Genomic DNA, 17,032 nt, shown 5'->3' on the forward strand with positions numbered 1-17,032 from the left:
CCCACTCCTTTTTACAAGCTAAATAAAAAAACGCTTCGATCGAAGCGGTTTGTCTATACTTTATCTAAAATAAAAAACGATTGACCGCCAGTCAGAGCCGCGGTCATGACGCGATCCCCCGGCTCGAGTGCATCGTCTCCTCCGGATTTCATCCGTTTTGGGATAATGATGGCGTCTTCCGGTATGATCAGTTTGCTGTTTTCTTTTAATTTGATTTCCACAGGAGAAATCGAAACGACCTCAGCCGGGAGCAGTTCCACCGGAGACTCAGCATCAACTGCGCCAACAGCCAACTGTTTTATAGCCTCACTTAATCTCATCAGGATACTCCTTCCGGCATCGTATTCTTTTCGACAACATCGATTGTCATCGTATGTTTCGTTCCTTTAAATTCATGCCGGTCCGTATCTACCCAATAGGTTTTCTTGATGCCGGCCTCCGGAATAGAAATATAGACGGGCAAGCCGCTCTGCACTTCCGGGATGCCCACTGCCTGAATATTTTTCAGTTCTTTTTTCACGCCCTTTTTTTCAGCTAGGCGTACATCTGCCCGCTGCTGAAGCTGTGCCTGGTTGATGTCATCTGTGACCGTTTCTGTATATTGAAGCACACCGTATTTATTTAAGCCTGAACTGTCCTTGGCAGAGGCTTTATATGTTTTATTGTCCTTCTGCCGGCGAAGCACCACCCGAGTAGCAGTGTCGTTTATAGAAGTGCTGTATTGGTAACCCGTAATATTGACACCCGTTTCAAGCACCCATACCTCTGAAGGATCTGGCCACGTACGCAGGCCGAGCTTTCCTTTTTCCGAATACAGCTGGTAATGTCGCCCTGTCTGGCTTTTCGTCTGTTTCAGCGCTTTTAATATGATGTCATACAATGTCGTATCATTTTTAATGACAAGACTTTTGATCGTGTGGCCTGTGTTTGCGATCGAGGCTGTCGGTATCTGAAAATCATTGGCAATCCTTCTGATGATCTGGTCGGCCCGCTGATTGGAAAACACGTACATATCCTGGTTTTTGACCAGGTACTGAAGCATATCATATGCGCTGAAGGCAAGCGTATGCTCGTCCGGGGTTCTTGCAAAAACAATGCCCCGAAAAAGCTCTTTTCCCTTCCATTTAAACAAGACCGTATCTCCTTCTGAGACACTGTAATACGTCTGGTCGCCCTGTTTGGTGACGATGGTCGCTTCAATGGAGCGCGGCGCCTGATAACGATGGCCTTCAAGCGATACGCTTTCTGCCACCAGCTCAAGCCACTCTGTGTCTTTAATGACGAACAGTTCTATCATCATACATCACCTGTTTCATTGCGGTATCTTTAACTTTTGGCCGGGAAATATCCAGTGGCCCGGCTGCCTGATGTTCCGTTTGCTTCGTTTGATCATTGCTGTTTTATTGGCGTTCCAAATTTTGCGCCATTGCGTGCTGTTCCCGTAAAATCTGCCGGCAATGTCCCACAGCGTGTCTCCCTTTTTCACTGTGTAGGTTTTCGGGGAAGCCTTCGACGGGCGTTTTGCCTTTGTTTTTTTCTTCCGCTTGATTTTTCGGGGGGAAGCGGTTTTGTATTCTTTTAGTACAATATCAAAATCCCTATCCCCTATCTCTTTGTCTCCTTCACTATATTTAAGGCTTTCAATGCTGCATGCCATATTGATTTTAGTTCCCGTAATTAAAAATTGAACAGGCTTTTTAGCCTTCATCCATTTTTCAATTTTCGCAATGGCATTTTCCGGAGACGGGAGATTTTGATATTCAGCTATCGGCGTATACTTTTTTGGAAAAAAAGAAGAAAATGAAATTTCTTTCGCTCCGGGTTCTTCAATAAACGTTAGTTCACCCAGTCCTGTTATCTTTACTGAGTCATTTTGTACACTATTCGCTATATCAATCGCTTCAGGAAGAACAGGGAATCGCAGCTTTTCTTTTCCCTGTGATATCCAAAATTCATAGACAGACTTAGTCAAAAGCCACGACCCCCTTTGTTCCAGTGTTAATGTCTTTTTGTAATTCATCAAGCAATGCCTGCTTGATTTTTGCTACCAAGCTATCAGCGTCCTGATCATTATGAAAATGCTGATCGCCGTTAAACTCAATCTTTATTTCTTTCGTTCCGGCTGTTTGTATCGTTTGCCGTGAACCGGATGTAACAGCTGAAACTTGTCCTGAAGAAAGCTCAGACTGCTGGGATTGAGACGGATCTGTCACTTCCATACCAAGAGCCTGTGCCGCTCTCTGAAGAAGGTAGCGACCGCGTATGCCCCGTTCCTCTGGGATGATCCATTCCCGCTTGTTTCCTTCACCGACACGGGCGATTTGTTCTTTTGTAATCAGTCCGCCGTTGGCATAACCGACATAAGGACCTCCATGCTTCATGCTTCTAATACCAGGTACATTGTCAATAGAGCCGTATCTGCTTTTGATGTAGCCGATTGCGGCAGCAGCGTTGTGAATCGGGTTTTTAATGTTACCCATACCCGGTGCTTTGTGGTCATTAAAGGTGCTTGGGATGGTCTGCATCAGCCCTTGTGACGGATGCCCCGCTTTAGCGTTGCTGTCCCATAGGTTGATTGCATTCGGGTTGCCTCCGGATTCATGCTGCGCAATCGTCATGAGTCCCGGCAGCCAGCTTATTGGTGTCTTTGTAGCCATGAGAGCAGCCATAATCCACTGTTTTACGTCCCCGCTCATCGTGCCCATTCCGGAATAGGCAGCCGCCAGTGATCCAGCTTGTTTTTCAGCATATTTCTTTACATCTACTGAGCCAAGGCCTTTGACAACACCAATTGAAGCAAAACGCCCCAAGCTCATCATAACGCGGGAAGGCGAATGGATATCTAGCTCCTCACGGAAAGCCTGCTCCACTCTCTTTGCCATATCCTTTGCAGCTTGTTTCACTTCACTGGATTTAGCATTCATGCCTGTCACAAAGTTTCCGATCAAACCGGAGCCCCAGCTGTTCGATGTGTCTTTTGACCGCAGGAACGGTTTGTCAACATGTGTACTCACATACTGTGCAGTTCCTGTTTGGGTTGAGTTTTGTCCTTGTGCAAAGCCTTTGACCATTCCTGTGCCCCATGAAGACGATTTGTTCACAGTGACTTGGTACGGCGTTTTAACTTTTGATTGCAAAAAGCCGTCTGTGCCGGTTGCTGTAACGTTTTGGCCCTTGGCATACCCGCTTACCATTTGTTTACCGTAATTTGGTGAAGCAGAAATCATTTGTGTAAATGGCGTATTGATGTTTTTCTTTTTCCAGTCCTCCATTTTGACAGGTTGGTTGCTTATTCCCTTGTCAAAGCCTTCCGAAAATTGCTGTCCGAGTGTGGATGCTTGGCCTGTAAGATTTGCAGTGTCCATTGCTGGAGAGGCAGATCCTGATAACGGACTGACAGCTGCTCCTCCTGAAACAGATACCGGACTTCCACCGGAAGACGAAGCGGCGCCCATGTCGTCTACGACTTGCATACCCAGCTTAGACGCCGCTTGTGAAAGAAGCATCTTCCCTCGGCCTCGGTTGTTATCGACCGGGATAACGAATTCCTTGCCGGCTTCACCGATCCACGAGATGGTTGGTTTGGTGATGTAGCCGCCTGTGGCCTTTTTATCCGGATCCTTCCCTTTATTCGGATCTCCGCCGCCGGTTACAAAATTAATCACTTTACTAGCTACGCCGCCAGCTTTATCCCAGATTTGCTTCACCCAGCTGAACGCTTTAGAAAAAGCATCTGAAATGGCTTCTCCAACCTTTGTAAGAGGTTCTTGAATATTCTTTTTAAACCAGCCGCTCAGACCCTTCCAAATGTTCTTGACTGTGTCTATCGCTTTTTTGAAAGCATCAGAAATTCCCTTGCCTACATCTGAGACTGTATTTTTGACCGGGTTCCAAACTGTATCCATGAACCATCCCGATACCGTACTGAAAACACTCTTAATCTTATTCCAAGCACCAGTCATTTTATCCCAGATTGTAGTTGCCGCTCCTATTACAGCAGATTTGACTGGCCCCCACACATTACTCATAAACCATGAAGCAACTATACTGAACACATTTTTAATTGTCGTCCATGCATTTACGATTTTAGACCATATTGCTGTTGCTACACCTACAACTGCTGATGAAACCGGCGTCCAGACATTGTCCATAAACCATGTTGATACAGTACTGAATATTGTTTGGATCGTTGTCCAAGCATTCACGATGTTGGACCATATGCTTGTTGCTACACCCACAACTGCGGTTGACACTGGCGTCCAGACATTATCCATAAACCATGTTGATACAGTTCCCCAAGTATCCTGAATGGCTGACCAGGCATTTTGCGCACCCTCTGTGATGCTGTTCCATGTATCTTCTAGAGCGCCGGCATCAATTGCCTTACCTAAACTTTCACCGCCGAAAGTGCCGGCAATTCCTCCTACAACTCCGCCAATAGCGGTTCCGACTCCAGGCACAACGCTTCCAATAGCCGCTCCTGCAGCGGCTCCGGCTAAACCTCCGCCGGCTGAACCTACCTTTTCACCGGCATTATCCTTATTGATTCCGGCTAGGTCTGTAAGAGACAATATTTCGCCTAATCCTGGTATTCCTTTTGCGGCTCCTTTTAAGCCCTTCAGTCCGCCCTTCAAACCTTTTGATTCTCCCAATGTTTTCAGAAGGCCTGAAAAACCTTTGCCTGATCCGCCTTTAGCTGCTTTTGCAGATTTAGGCGTACTCACAGGATTTGATTTATTGCCTTTGTTAGATGAACCGTTTCTATTTTTAACTTTTTTGCTTTTGCCTGTACTGATTCCGGCACAGCAGCATCCGCAAGCCCCGCCCCATTTGCCGCCTGACTTCTTCGATTTAGAACCTGACGCTTTTTGGTTCATAGAAGGTTTTTTAGTGCGGTTTGAGTTGCTTGAAGTTGAGTTATTTGTATTGGCTTTTGAGGCTTTTTGTTTGCCTTTGCTTCCGCTGGATTTGCCGCCAAGCAGTCCCCCAAAATCCAGATTCCCTAGTTTTTCAGCAATGCCTTTTATAATTTTTTCAAAAAACTCTCCCACTTTTTCAATAATTTTATCAGGGCTGAATTTCTCAAATTTCTTTGCGATTTTCGAGACAATATTATCAAAAAACTTTTCTGCTTTATTGGCGATTTTATCCGGATTCAGGAAATTAAATTTTTCTGAGATTTTATCAACAATATTTGTTACAAAGTCTTCCGCTTTATTAATAATGGCGTCTGGACTGAATTTGCTCACGACATCATCCACTTTTTTCATAAAGGAATCTGTAAACTTGTCAAGCTCGTTAAAAATGGTTTCCGGGCTGAATTTACTTACGACATCGTCCACTTTTTTCATAAAGGAATCTGTAAACTTGTCAAGCTCGTTAAAAATGGTTTCCGGGCTGAATTTGCTTACGATATCATCTACTTTTTTCATGAAGGAATCTGTAAATTTGTCCAGCTGCTTAAAAATAGCTTCTGGGCTGAATTTACTTGCGACTTCGTCTACTTTTTTCATAAATGAGCCTGTAAACTTATCCAATTGTTTAAAAATGGCTTCAGGACTGAATTTACTTGCGATTTCATCTACTTTCTTCATAAATGAGCCTGTAAACTTATCCAGCTGTTTTAGAATCGTTTCCGGGCTGAACTTTGTCGCAATCGCATCCACTTTGCCCATAAATGATGTGGTGAACTTATCCAGCTGTGCCAGAATTGTCTCCGGACTGAACTTCGTTGCGATTGCATCCACCTTACTCATGAACGATGTTGTGAACTTGTCAAGCTGTGCCAGAATTGTTTCTGGACTAAACTTTGTCGCAATTGCATCCACCTTGCTCATGAACGATGTTGTGAACTTGTCAAGCTGTGCCAAAATTGTCTCCGGGCTGAACTTCGTTGCGATTGCATCCACTTTGCTCATAAATGATGTGGTGAACTTATCCAGCTGAGCCAGAATCGTTTCTGGACTGAACTTTGTCGCAATTGCATCCACCTTGCTCATGAACGATGTTGTGAACTTGTCCAACTGTGCCAGAATTGTTTCTGGACTAAACTTTGTCGCAATTGCATCCACCTTGCTCATAAATGATGTTGTGAACTTGTCAAGCTGTGTCAGAATCGTCTCTGGACTGAATTTTGTCGCAATCGCATCCACTTTACTCATAAATGATGTTGTGAACTTATCCAGCTCTGTTAGAATTGTTTCCGGGCTGAATTTTGTGGCGATTTCATCCACCTTATTCATGAACGATGTTGTAAATTTATCCAGCTCTGTTAGGATTGTTTCCGGGCTGAATTTTGTGGCGATTTCATCCACTTTTTCCATGAATGATGCAGCAAATTTGTCCAGTGCTGTCAAAATCGTTTCCGGATCAAACATGCTTGCAATATCACCGGCATTTCCTCCGGCTGAAGAAGCTGCTTTATCCGGTGAACCTGAGCTTCCCATACTATCAATTCTTTTCTGCAAGGAATCCAGCTTATCTGACACCTTGTCATTAATAGCCAGCTCCAATTTGTTGTCTTTTCCTGTTAAGGCATCAATACCGGCTGAAATGCGACCGACTGTTTTCATGACGTGATCAATCACGCGTATTGTAACAGAGTAGCCATTTTGAAGTGCATTTTCCATATAACGCTGTATTTTTTGAACAGCCGGCGAAATTTGGTCTTCTGCACTCAGCATTATCGTAAATCCTTTAAATCCCGCAACGAGCTCTCTTAGTCGTTCAAATTTTTCTGTTGCTTGGTCACTGGCGCCAATTTTAATAGATACCGATGCCGGCAATCCCTGCAATTGAGTTTGAACCTTCTGAATGACAGTGCTGGCGTTATCCTCAGCTGAAATGGAAATCATTTGGGCGCCAAGCTTTTTCTTTAATGATTTTTGTATGCGGTCAATTGTCCTTAACACAGTTTTGCTTTCTTTTCGTATATTGATAGCTCTATTTCGCTGCGTCATTTTTCTATACTTTTCAAGCGCTCTAAATCCATTTTGTATCTTTCTTAGCTTTTTGCTTACCCGGTCTTCCAAGTCAAATCTTGCTGTCAGCTTTGCCAATTACGATGCCCCTCCTTTCTTTGCTTGTTTTTCAAGAAGATCAAGCTTATAGCCAATCAGTCCATACAACAGCGCCTTAAAATTGCGCGGCGCTTCATAAAGCGCTAATAAATCTGATGGGGAATAGTGAAGCTCGTGCATCGCATAGTAGAGATACACGGCTTCTTTATGCCCATCCTTGATTAGTTTTTTGCTTCTTCTTCCAGATCCTCTAATTCATCTTCAAATCCATTAATCTCAATCGCTTTGTTTAACCAGTTCGCGTATTCGCCTCCAACTGAGAGGACGCGTTTCGCAACTTCTACCGGGTCAGCCGTTTTGTAAGCTTCTCGAAGATCTTTTGAACGGAAGTCAGGGTAAACGGTTGATTCAACTGCGATTCGGGCATAAAAGCGCTGGCTGTCTAAATCTTTAACACGGCCTCTGCCTTTAACGTTTTTATACGTTGTTGTTTCTTTCTCTAATTCATCAATACGCTCCGTTGTGATCGCTTTAAAAATAAATGGCACGATGTTCCCTTTTTTATCAACAAAACGCTTTGAGATCGGCACTTTGATTTCTTCAGCTTCAATTGTTTTTCCCGGCATAAAAAAGGAAAGATCATATACGTTTTCGTTCTTCTCGCTCATGTAAAAAACTCCCTTGTCTTTTGATTGATTTCATCATGAAAAACAGACCTTTCTGAGAAAGATCTGCGTATGGCTATTTCAGTTTTGATTAAAACGTGTCAGAAAGCTTTTCAGGCACGTCAAAGTCTTCGAAGGTAAATGGAACTTCTTCCTCTAACGCTTCTGAATCGACATCAAGGCTTGCGATTTTGGCTGAGTCAAAGTTGACGTCATACAGCGTAACTCGCTCTGTGCCCCGGCCGGAGGATTGATCATCCAGCACGGCTTGGAGTGTGAAATAAGGGTCGCTGCCTTTTTTGACATAGTCCATCATCAATAGCACGAATTTCGATGTGACTTTGTAGAACGTCGCGGTCCCTGTTCCATTTGCCCCTGTTGTTTTATGGCCTGTCATGCGGCGGCCCATAATGTTGACTTCAGACTTGTTTTTCTCAACGTTTGCTTCAAATGTTTTGATGTGCGCCATTTCCTCACCATCGAGAAATAAGCGGCCTTCTTTTCCTGAGATTGTGTTTTGTGCTTTTAATGCCATATTAGTTTACCTCCACATTAAAGTAGAATTTTTCTGCTGCGTCGACAGGCTGTACAGCCAGGTCAATCAAGAAGCCGTCACGGTCTTCATTCATTGAAATTGTGATATCTTCATCGGAATCAAAGCCAGTGATGCCGCCCGCATCCTGAAGCGTTGTCATGTATTGCGTGATCATCGTTTTTACATACTGAAGGCCGTCTTCAGACGCCGGGATATCGCTCCCGCTGCCTTTTCTTGATTTAATTAAGGCTTTCAGCTCGCGTGTTAAATCATTATTCACAGCATCCAGGACACGAACGATTTTGTTTTTCGCAAATTTCTTGTTTTTCTCAGCTGTGAACGTCACGAGTGAGTTAATATCCTTTTCTACACTGACGGATTTATCGCGGGCGTCGAATGTGAATAAAAATTCGCCTTTGCCCAGACGTTCAACAATCGTGTCGTGGTCAAGGCGGTGTAACACATCAACGGCGCCTTCGTACTCTACAAATGTAAGTGATTGATTAAAGGTTGCTCCTGCACTCGCTCCAGCTACCCAAGCTGTTGCTTTGTCCGGTGTAACTTCCGTGCCATCTTCCAGCAGGACACCTTCTGTTACGTTGATGATGCCTTCGTAGTCACCGGCATAATTGGCTGTGACGCCTTGTACTTTTTGTCCTTGGCCGTCGCGCAGGCGTTTAATGAAAGCAGCAAATGTCGCCTTTAGCTGGTCCCCCTCCGCAACAGGCAGCGCAATCACATCAAAGCTCTCTGTTTCAGCCGCGGCTAAGAAATCTGTATAGTCGGAGTTGACAGGGGCTTTATCCGTACCTCCGGATAAACGGATTCCAGCGGTTGCATTCAGCGTTTCACCGGCAGTGTCTCCTTCTGATCCAGTGAGAGGAATCGTCGAAGAAAGATCGCCTGTTCCAGTAAAAGTGACATAGCCGTTAGCTTTTAATTCTTCAGCCTTTTTGACGGTCTGTTTGTCAACCTCTGATTCGTCCATATATGTTGTCACGTCGAAAGAATCAGCATCCAGCACATTTTGATTGATGCGGATGATCATATCATTACCTTTTGTTCCGCCATATACCGCAGTCGCTTTAACGCCTTCAGCAATATCAGCAGACGCTCGGACGCCTTCGGTTAGACGGTACATCAATACCGTTTTCGCATTTTTCTTCGCTTCACGCAGCAGCAATAAAGACGGGTCATCAATGCTGAGACCCACTTTTTTGTTTAGGTCTTCAACGCTTGAAATGGAGACGAACGTTTTCGCTTCGCCCCAGCTTGATGCGACCGGAAGTGCGACTGTTCCCCGTTCACTGAGTGATACCCGCTCCTGTGCCGTTGTTTTAAAGTTAAAATAAATGCCTGCACGTTCTTTTTCTTTGCCTGTTGTAAATGTTCCGCCATTCATGATGACATGACCTCCTTGGTTAGAAATGTTTGAATCAATTGATTGGCTTCTGATTTCGTCATACGTGTTTGATCCACGCCAAATAAAGCCCCCTGAAGAATATCCGGCTTAACACCGAACAGTTCCTTCGCGTGCTTAATCAAATCCGCTGTATCAAAAAGAGCTTCCCGTCTCTCCGTATGTACAGCCTTCTTCTGTTGTTTATTCTTTGTCACCGCTTATTTCACCCCGCTGTTCATGTCGATATCCTGTAAGACAGGCTGTTCTGTTTTGTGATAATAATATCGGCTGCTCCACCTGATCACCATGACCGCCTCGCCCCTGTCTCCTACCCTTGTCTCAATTCGTGTAACGCGAACCATATCCCCCGTCTTCTCGCCGGATTCACTGAGCAGCGGAACCATGTTTCTCGCTTCTCTGATGGCATCCCCGAGCCTGTCCGCTTCATCCAGCGCCTGAACGGAGTCATGATGAAACAGCTTCACATTGAGACTGTAGGTTTTTTTAAATGTGGAGACCGTATCTGTTTCTTCGAAAACAGATGGCGATGGGACATATAACGACGGCACCTGAAAGTGATCAGGAAGCTCGCGTTCATAAATGGGAACAGACCACTGGCTGTACAAAAATGCCATGATCGATCCTGTTTCACTGTTCATCCTGCTCCTCCTTTACAGCTTCTTCAGCCACTGGCGCAGTTTGCTTTCCAGCGATTTTTCAAACAGCTGTTCATATAAAAGCAGCGCATGATCCCAGTAGCCCGTGCCCGGGATCCATTTTCTCTTGAGCGCCATTCCTGTTGAAGCCGCGGGATCATAAATAAACTGCGAATCTTGAAAACGTCCCGGCACCCATCTCACATCTTGTTTTGACGTCCAATGGCCGTCATTCAGAAATGAGGCGTAATCAAGCTGTGTACCCACCTCAAGCGAAAGACCGCCGCTTTGCGCAATCCAGAGATTGTCCTTTGTGCCTCTTTCGAACGAGCGGAACAGTTTTTCTGTATTAACCGTTTGTGTGCTGATGAGCTCAGATTGGACGATCTCCAGAAAATCTTGCCCGCACTCCTCAAGCCACCGGGTCGCCTGTCGGGAAAAGCCGCCCGAAGCCGCTTCTATTAATGCCGCGTTTAGCTGTTTCAATCCCGCTATTTTCATAGGCTTTCATCCCTGACTGCGATGACTTCCCAATGATGATGTCTAATTCTTTTCGGCAGCTTTAGTATATATTGATGATTCTCCCAAATGATTTTATCGTTTACGCGGATATCCGCTGACAACGGAAAATGGACGAGAAAGCTGTGATATACAGTTTGATCCGGCTCCTCCTGAACCAGCTGCTGCGTTTTTTCGGTAAAATAACAAGGGACATCTTGTTCATCGGGTGTCTCCAGATATGAAGTCACCGGCTGCAGTCTGTCTGCCGGAATACCAAATCGGCCTGCAGACGGCGCTTGCGCTGCTTCATGATAAATGTCACAGCGATGAATAAGCATCTGCTGATAGCTCATAAAGACCTCACCTTCAGTCTGGAGGATTCAGGGACGTAGCCCGGCGTGATAAACTCTTCGAGCAAATGATATACCTCTGGCCGCTGAATTCCGCCTTCTCCGGAAACTGTGTAGGAATAATCCCCCATTTTCTCAGACTGATAGCTTGATGAGGCAGATTCATCGCTGTTGACAAGCGCAAAATACTGGGCAAGCTTTACTAAAGCCAACTTCACCTTACCGGGCAGCGGATCATACAAGCTATCTTCAAAGCGGTGGCCCGTGATGAGAGCCGCTTCTGCCTCCGCCTCGATGATATCCTGCGCCAGCAGTTCTTCAGGCCTGTTCTTCACCCGATCATAGACCGAATAGGAGGCTACGTCAGTCGGTTCAATGAGCATGAGCTGGCCACCCCGTTTCTATTATTCTTTTACGTTAATTAATTTCGCGCAGGCATCCTCTTCCTCGAACTTGCTGTCGAGCTTGGCTGTTAAGACAATAATGAATTTACGGGAACGGATGTCTTTGTCGACTTCAATTCGGATATTGCGGGAGAAGCCGAGAATGATATTTTTCGGATGTGTGAGAATGATATCAGAAGCGTCATATTGCGCGTCTCCCTCACCGACTGTGTACGGCTGAATATTGGATACCCCTTTGACCGGCACGCCGAATGCTGTTGACAAGCCGCCCTGAACAGCCTGGTCCCCAAGGTTTGTCTGGCGGTCCGCCACGCGGTCCTTCCATTCAACTTCTAAGCCATGTGACGTATAGAATCTGAATTCCTGAGGGATGCGCAAATATTTTGGCGGAACTGCTTTTAAGCCTTTTTTGAATGCCGCTCTGGACAGTTCTTCACCGTTCATGTCAACGATATGGGAAACCGCCTGTTTACGGATGCCGTCCAGCTGTGCCAGATATGGATCAGCTGATGCTGTATCGCCGTTTACAATCAGCTCCTCAATATCAACTGCTGCGCGCTCTGCTAAAATTTGCATGATTGTCTGCTGCAGGCCGTCTTTTTCAATATTGTTTTCGAGTGTGTCATACGTAATGTTAATTTCCGCAATGACTTCCTTCGTGTTTAGCTGGACCGTGCTTGTCGTTGGAACTGTCAGCTCGTCGTTTGACAATGCTTTTCCTTCTTGCGCAGCCCGCAGAATACGCTGGCCGAAGCCGATTTTCTCAAATTTTTGCGAGTCGTTTTCCATTTGAATCACACGGGATTCACTAAAGATGGTCGGCGTGTTTTGCACCATGCGGATAAAAGCCGATGCTTGCGCAGGGTTCATAAGCCCGCCGCTTTTTAAAGCAGAAAGCGACATTTCCGCTTTCCGAATGATCTCTTGATTTCTCAATTGATTTCCTCCTCCTTGACTGGTTTTACAGCAGTCCGCTCCAGATTGATTTTTTGACTTGCTCTGTATTGCCGCCCGTATCGTCCGCTGTCTGCTTAGACGCGCCACGCGCTTTTTCCAACGCCTCGATGCGCTCGATCAGCGGGGCAAGCATATCTTCAACGAGCTTTTTCAGACGCTCGTCATCACCCGTCTGCTCCGGCTTTTCCTCCGTGTCTGTGTTTTTTTCAATCCGCTCAAGCCGTTTGAGCAGAGGGTAAAGCGCATGCTCGAATGATTCTTTCATGTCTTCTTTTCTCATTTCTTCAGTCTCCTTCCCTGTTTTGTCAGCAAGCATTTGCTTGAATGCACTGAGGAATCCCGCTTTTTCAACCGGTTCTTCCTCATACACATCTGCAGTGCCTGCCATGCTGTAACCGGTGATGATTCCAGCCTTGATCTGTTCCCACACCTCGTCTGACGCTCTTGTCACGAGCACCCATGAGCCCTTTGTAATCCGCTTTGACCCGATCATAAAATCATCGGGCGCCACATAGGATTCGACCACGACGCCGGTTCCGCCCTCAAAGCTGTGATTGATATCAATCTCCCGTGCTTCAGCGAGAAAACCGTGCGCCGCTTTTTCAATTTCCTCGGCGGTCATAAAATCACCGTGGGCATCAGGAACATTAGGCTCATACACGATTCCGTACACAAGCTTTTGTTCATCCTGCTCACTTTTTGTAAACAGCCGAACCTTTTTTTCAAATGACGGAGGCCCGGCTGACTTCGTAAAGAAAAATTCAGTCTGGTTAGCCGCCTTGTCCACATAACTGACAAAGCTGATTTTGGCATTTCTTAATTCGCGCGCCACCTGCTTGATTCACCTCCCTTCAGGACGTTTTGATATCTTCGATGCTTTCTTTCAACTCCTGCATGAGCGCAGTCAGGTTTGTCTTTTCCGCATCCTGTCCTGCAGGCCGTTTATAAATGTCCTCCGGCCACTCCTCCAGTGTTTTGCCAAGCACCCGTCCGGCAAGGTCGCGTAAATCATTCGGCGAGACCGCTCCGGCTGTAATAAAAGGACCGAGCACCTTCGCAATCTCAAGCGGATCACGAAAGTCCGGTCCTTTTAATGTCAGCCTGACGTCATGGATATTCAGCTCCGGCAAAAGCAGCGTATTCAGTTTATTCACGAGCGTTTTTCGCTCCGGCTGAAAGACCTGCTCCTCCGTAATTTTTCTCGCCGTATCCGCTGTCGCCCGGTTGTATTCCTGGGCCTCGCCTGTATACAGCGGCGGGAGGCGGAACGCCGAGCGCAGCTTATTTCTGCTTTTTTCATCGTATTCAAGAAACAAGGCGTCGTTTTGCAGAATTTCGGCCAAGGATTTGATTTCCACGGAAACCGGCGTAATATCCTCGCCTCCGTGGAGATCCTTTTCTTTTGCGATTCCTTCCGCTTCGATCAGGAGAAATTTATGGGCGTTTTCAACGCCTTCAAGATCATTCATGTATTCCTGCAGCTCCCGGTAAGAAGCTTCTGACAGCATCCCGTTTTCCACTGTAATCGCAGCGGGGACGTGGCGCCCCTGCTTAAAATACATAAAATTGAGTTCTTCTGCTTTTCGGGCTCCGTATAAATTGACAATATTGCCGATCCAGCGGGGCACACCGTATACGCCGCTTCCGATTTTGAGATGAATGGCTTCATTCGCTTGATGCTTCTCTGCCAATGTGTTTACATATTCACCAGTGCGCATATCCATTTTTCGCGGATCGCCGTATTCTTTAAAAAATACTTTCTTTCCATTGATCATCTGCACATATTTTCGGAAGCGTTTTTGCCTTTTGATCCTTTTCATTTTCCCGTTTTCTTCATATATAAATGAGACCTCAACAGGCTCACCGGCTCCGCATACACGCATATATTTCACATCTAAATATTCGATGCCGGCCGGTTTTCCCGCCCCGTCGCGAAGCACTTCCATAAAGCCGTTGCCTGTTTTTTCTCTGTCTTCGATGGCATAGCCTAAAATCATTTCAGCTGATTCATCAAAGTGAAGACATTTATAAAAGGCTTCGAGTCTGGCCCAGTCTTTTTCCGCTCTTTTCTTTTTTGCCTGATCGACATCACTCGCATTGACATCAAATGTGTACTCAACATCGAAGCCAAAACCCGTAATATTCACTCTGTACGCATCAATGCATTGCTGCAGAATGGTCGAGTATTCGGCAATGGTTTTGAGCTCGAGGATATTATAGGGAGGAGCGATAATGTCCTCTCCGTACAGCTCAGAAAAGTCATCTTCATAGATTTGCTTTGTCTGAGGAGCGGAGGCATTGGCTTTAAATACAGTTGCTCTGACTGTTTGATTGTGCATGATTTATGACCTCCTCCTTTCTCGGTTCGGCCGGATTCGTTTGTGTGCTGTCTCTTTCATATCAGCAACCTCATAATCATCAAGTGCATACCAAATGGCAGAAAGCGTATGCGGGTCAATCGTGAATTCATCCTCTATCAGAGCCCCGTTTTTATCTTTAGCATACGTCAGCGTTTTGAGCTCATAGATGACATTTTCACAGCGGTCCGAACAGAAGATTTTTTTGAACCGTTTTACCTTTTTGGTATATTGAAGCCTCGAGCCGGGAAATTTTCTGGCTCCAACCATCCGAAAGCCCTGCTGGCGGAAATATTGGATGCTTTTCGGCTCAGCCGAGTCGGCTTTGATCAATTCCTGTGTATCGATAAACTCACGAAGCTCCTCAGCCGTCCTGTCATCTGTCATTTTGTTTTGATAATACTCCCAATAAATGTAGAGATATTTTTTTTCAGGATCGACAGCAAGCCGGACGACGGCATTATAGGATTCCTCGAATCCAAAATCCATGCCTGTACGAAAAATCGGCTTGCTGATGGCTGCGATACATTCATTTACTTGATCATGCGGGAGCACCTCGAACTGCGGCAGCACCCTGATCCCGTTGACGCCGAATCGTCCTTTGCGGGCAATCCGGTACAGGTCGGGATCATACTCTTTGAGTCCGTCAAGCTGTTTCACATAGCTTTCCGGGAGAAAAAGATTGTCGTTAGCGGTGGAATGGTGGTAATACGTATCACCCTTCACAATCGTCCGCTTTTCATAAAGCTCGCTGTCATCCAGCACAAACCGTTTATTGCGTTCATCTCGAAAAAAATGCCGGTACGTCCAATTGGAGGTGCCGACGGGATTGGTGGTACAGATCATATGAAGCTTCAGCTCAGGATGGCGAAGACGTCCGATTAATTCCTTGAACCCTTCATACTTCACCTCTGAACACTCTTCAATCCATATTAATGAAATGTTATGAACCGATTTTAATTTTGCCGGATTGTCCATGCCTTTGAACATGATCCGGCTACCATTTTGAAATCGCAGCTGCAGCGGGGAAGAAAGGGCTGCCACAGCTTTTGTCAGACCGAGCTCTTCAATCACCTCTTGAAACAAGGCGAAGGTCGAATCCCGATGGGTATCAAACACCTCGCGGATGACAAGGGCCGTCCGTTTTTCCTTCAGCAGCTTTAACACGATTTTCAATGCGGTATGATAGCTTTTGGATGAGCCGTAGCCGCCGACGAGAAACTGGTACGTCTGCTCCCAATTGAACACGTAATTTTCGAAATGAGGGTTGATTTCTTTTACAATCATGACTTGTCCTCTTTTCGTTTGATCATGATTTCAATCGGCTCTTGACTGTCATCTGTTTTTTCCGCTTTTTGTTTGGCAAGCTTCAATTTCTCATTTTCAATTTTTTGTTTAAATTGATCTGGAAACAAATCAAAATATAAGGATAGCTTCTCAAGCGCCTTCATTTTATCTGCAAGCTTGATGGCAATGCCTTCTTTGCCAAGCTTTGCTTCCGTCACGATGGTGCCGTCAACGAGCCCGGAGTCTTTGACATCGACAAAGCTGATTTCCTTCATAATGGGGTTATCATCTTCATCAAACAGCGGGCCCGATTTCCCGACAGCCTGGACCTCTTTTTTTCCAAAGGTCACATAGTCCGTAATATCTGCAAACGCGATCTTGATATAAACCTGAAGCACATCCATTGCTTCAATAAACATCTCGTTGACCATTTCTTTTTTTATGCGTCTGATTTCAGCAGCGACCTTTTCATTTTTTAAGAGCCGGCTCCCCGTCACATGAGCGCTGTCCGGAGAATAGCCCGCTTTGATTGCTGACTGCGTGGCATTGAAGCTTTTGACGTAATACAGGCAAAACAGCCGCTGGCGTTCATTTAATTCATCGTTGTCTATCCGGCGCTGTGTTTGTTCGTTTTTGGACGCAGAAAACAGGGCCTCTTTCCATTTGTCTTGTTTTTTCCAGAGGCCGATTGTTTTCGCGGAAACGCCGATGGTGTCCGCGATCGCCCGATTTGTGATCTTTCCTTGATGTTGTTGATAGATTGCTAATGCTTGTTCGCGCTGTTGTGTTTTCATGCTACGGCATCACCGCCACCTCCAGCATGGTTGTTTATTCATAAAAGCGGCTGATCGTGCCAGCCGCTTATGTGTCATGCTCTATTCACTTATAGGTGGCAAACG

General features: G+C 45.7%; 18 protein-coding genes. All 18 read right to left on the reverse strand.

Annotated features, from left to right (window positions below; all coding sequences use genetic code 11):
* Window positions 1–53: 53 nt before the first annotated feature.
* The 18 genes from NZD81_RS08810 to xtmA all read right to left on the reverse strand — a co-directional run bounded on the left by NZD81_RS08810 (window position 54) and on the right by xtmA (window position 16,927).
* Window positions 54–320, reverse strand: coding sequence for a DUF2577 family protein (locus NZD81_RS08810; RefSeq protein ID WP_040083365.1), 267 nt, complete (start codon window positions 318–320; stop codon window positions 54–56).
* Window positions 320–1,297, reverse strand: a complete 978-nt coding sequence (locus NZD81_RS08815; protein WP_289860142.1) for an XkdQ/YqbQ family protein — start codon at window positions 1,295–1,297, stop codon at window positions 320–322. Before NZD81_RS08815 ends, NZD81_RS08810 begins: the two co-directional genes overlap by 1 nt.
* Window positions 1,298–1,312: 15 nt before the next feature.
* Window positions 1,313–1,972, reverse strand: coding sequence for a LysM peptidoglycan-binding domain-containing protein (locus NZD81_RS08820; RefSeq protein ID WP_014663654.1), 660 nt, complete (start codon window positions 1,970–1,972; stop codon window positions 1,313–1,315).
* Window positions 1,965–6,377, reverse strand: coding sequence for a transglycosylase SLT domain-containing protein (locus NZD81_RS08825; RefSeq protein WP_483298464.1), 4,413 nt, complete (start codon window positions 6,375–6,377; stop codon window positions 1,965–1,967). The genes NZD81_RS08820 and NZD81_RS08825 overlap by 8 nt, the downstream gene beginning before the upstream one ends.
* A 681-nt stretch (window positions 6,378–7,058) precedes the next feature.
* Complete coding sequence (locus NZD81_RS08830) at window positions 7,059–7,199, reverse strand: hypothetical protein (RefSeq protein WP_003220596.1); 141 nt, start codon at window positions 7,197–7,199, stop codon at window positions 7,059–7,061.
* Window positions 7,200–7,240: 41 nt separating this feature from the next.
* Complete coding sequence (locus NZD81_RS08835) at window positions 7,241–7,687, reverse strand: phage tail assembly chaperone (protein ID WP_014663652.1); 447 nt, start codon at window positions 7,685–7,687, stop codon at window positions 7,241–7,243.
* 88 nt (window positions 7,688–7,775) lie between these two features.
* Window positions 7,776–8,219 carry a phage tail tube protein gene (locus NZD81_RS08840; protein WP_003232677.1) on the reverse strand — a complete coding sequence of 148 codons (444 nt, stop codon included), beginning with the start codon at window positions 8,217–8,219 and terminating at the stop codon, window positions 7,776–7,778.
* A 1-nt stretch (window position 8,220) separates the two neighbouring features.
* Window positions 8,221–9,621: a phage tail sheath family protein gene (locus NZD81_RS08845; protein WP_136654618.1), complete on the reverse strand. Its 1,401-nt coding sequence runs from the start codon at window positions 9,619–9,621 to the stop codon at window positions 8,221–8,223.
* On the reverse strand, window positions 9,618–9,836 hold the full coding sequence (locus NZD81_RS08850; protein ID WP_289860154.1) for a YqzN/YkzM domain-containing protein: 219 nt from the start codon (window positions 9,834–9,836) through the stop codon (window positions 9,618–9,620). Before NZD81_RS08850 ends, NZD81_RS08845 begins: the two co-directional genes overlap by 4 nt.
* Before the next feature lie 3 nt (window positions 9,837–9,839).
* Window positions 9,840–10,280 (reverse strand): phage tail terminator family protein, encoded by a 441-nt coding sequence (locus NZD81_RS08855; protein WP_289860156.1) that lies wholly within the window; start codon window positions 10,278–10,280, stop codon window positions 9,840–9,842.
* Window positions 10,281–10,292: 12 nt separating this feature from the next.
* Complete coding sequence (locus NZD81_RS08860) at window positions 10,293–10,778, reverse strand: HK97 gp10 family phage protein (RefSeq protein ID WP_289860157.1); 486 nt, start codon at window positions 10,776–10,778, stop codon at window positions 10,293–10,295.
* The gene (locus tag NZD81_RS08865; protein WP_289860160.1) at window positions 10,775–11,131 is read right to left on the reverse strand and encodes a YqbH/XkdH family protein; all 357 of its coding nucleotides are present in this window, start codon (window positions 11,129–11,131) and stop codon (window positions 10,775–10,777) included. Before NZD81_RS08865 ends, NZD81_RS08860 begins: the two co-directional genes overlap by 4 nt.
* Window positions 11,128–11,511 carry a protein YqbG gene (yqbG, locus tag NZD81_RS08870; RefSeq protein ID WP_040083372.1) on the reverse strand — a complete coding sequence of 128 codons (384 nt, stop codon included), beginning with the start codon at window positions 11,509–11,511 and terminating at the stop codon, window positions 11,128–11,130. The genes NZD81_RS08865 and yqbG overlap by 4 nt, the downstream gene beginning before the upstream one ends.
* A gap of 21 nt (window positions 11,512–11,532) precedes the next feature.
* Window positions 11,533–12,468, reverse strand: coding sequence for a phage major capsid protein (locus NZD81_RS08875; RefSeq protein WP_289860162.1), 936 nt, complete (start codon window positions 12,466–12,468; stop codon window positions 11,533–11,535).
* Window positions 12,469–12,493: 25 nt separating this feature from the next.
* The gene (locus NZD81_RS08880) at window positions 12,494–13,321 is read right to left on the reverse strand and encodes an XkdF-like putative serine protease domain-containing protein (protein WP_286314986.1); all 828 of its coding nucleotides are present in this window, start codon (window positions 13,319–13,321) and stop codon (window positions 12,494–12,496) included.
* A gap of 19 nt (window positions 13,322–13,340) precedes the next feature.
* The gene (locus NZD81_RS08885) at window positions 13,341–14,828 is read right to left on the reverse strand and encodes a phage portal protein (RefSeq protein WP_286314985.1); all 1,488 of its coding nucleotides are present in this window, start codon (window positions 14,826–14,828) and stop codon (window positions 13,341–13,343) included.
* A 3-nt stretch (window positions 14,829–14,831) separates the two neighbouring features.
* Window positions 14,832–16,133: a PBSX family phage terminase large subunit gene (locus tag NZD81_RS08890; protein ID WP_286314984.1), complete on the reverse strand. Its 1,302-nt coding sequence runs from the start codon at window positions 16,131–16,133 to the stop codon at window positions 14,832–14,834.
* Entirely contained in the window at window positions 16,130–16,927 is a 798-nt protein-coding gene (gene xtmA, locus NZD81_RS08895) for a phage terminase small subunit (RefSeq protein WP_286314983.1), read from the reverse strand. Before xtmA ends, NZD81_RS08890 begins: the two co-directional genes overlap by 4 nt.
* Window positions 16,928–17,032: the final 105 nt, after the last annotated feature.

The organism is Bacillus sp. B.PNR1, from assembly GCF_030386235.1.
Lineage (GTDB): Bacteria > Bacillota > Bacilli > Bacillales > Bacillaceae > Bacillus > Bacillus stercoris.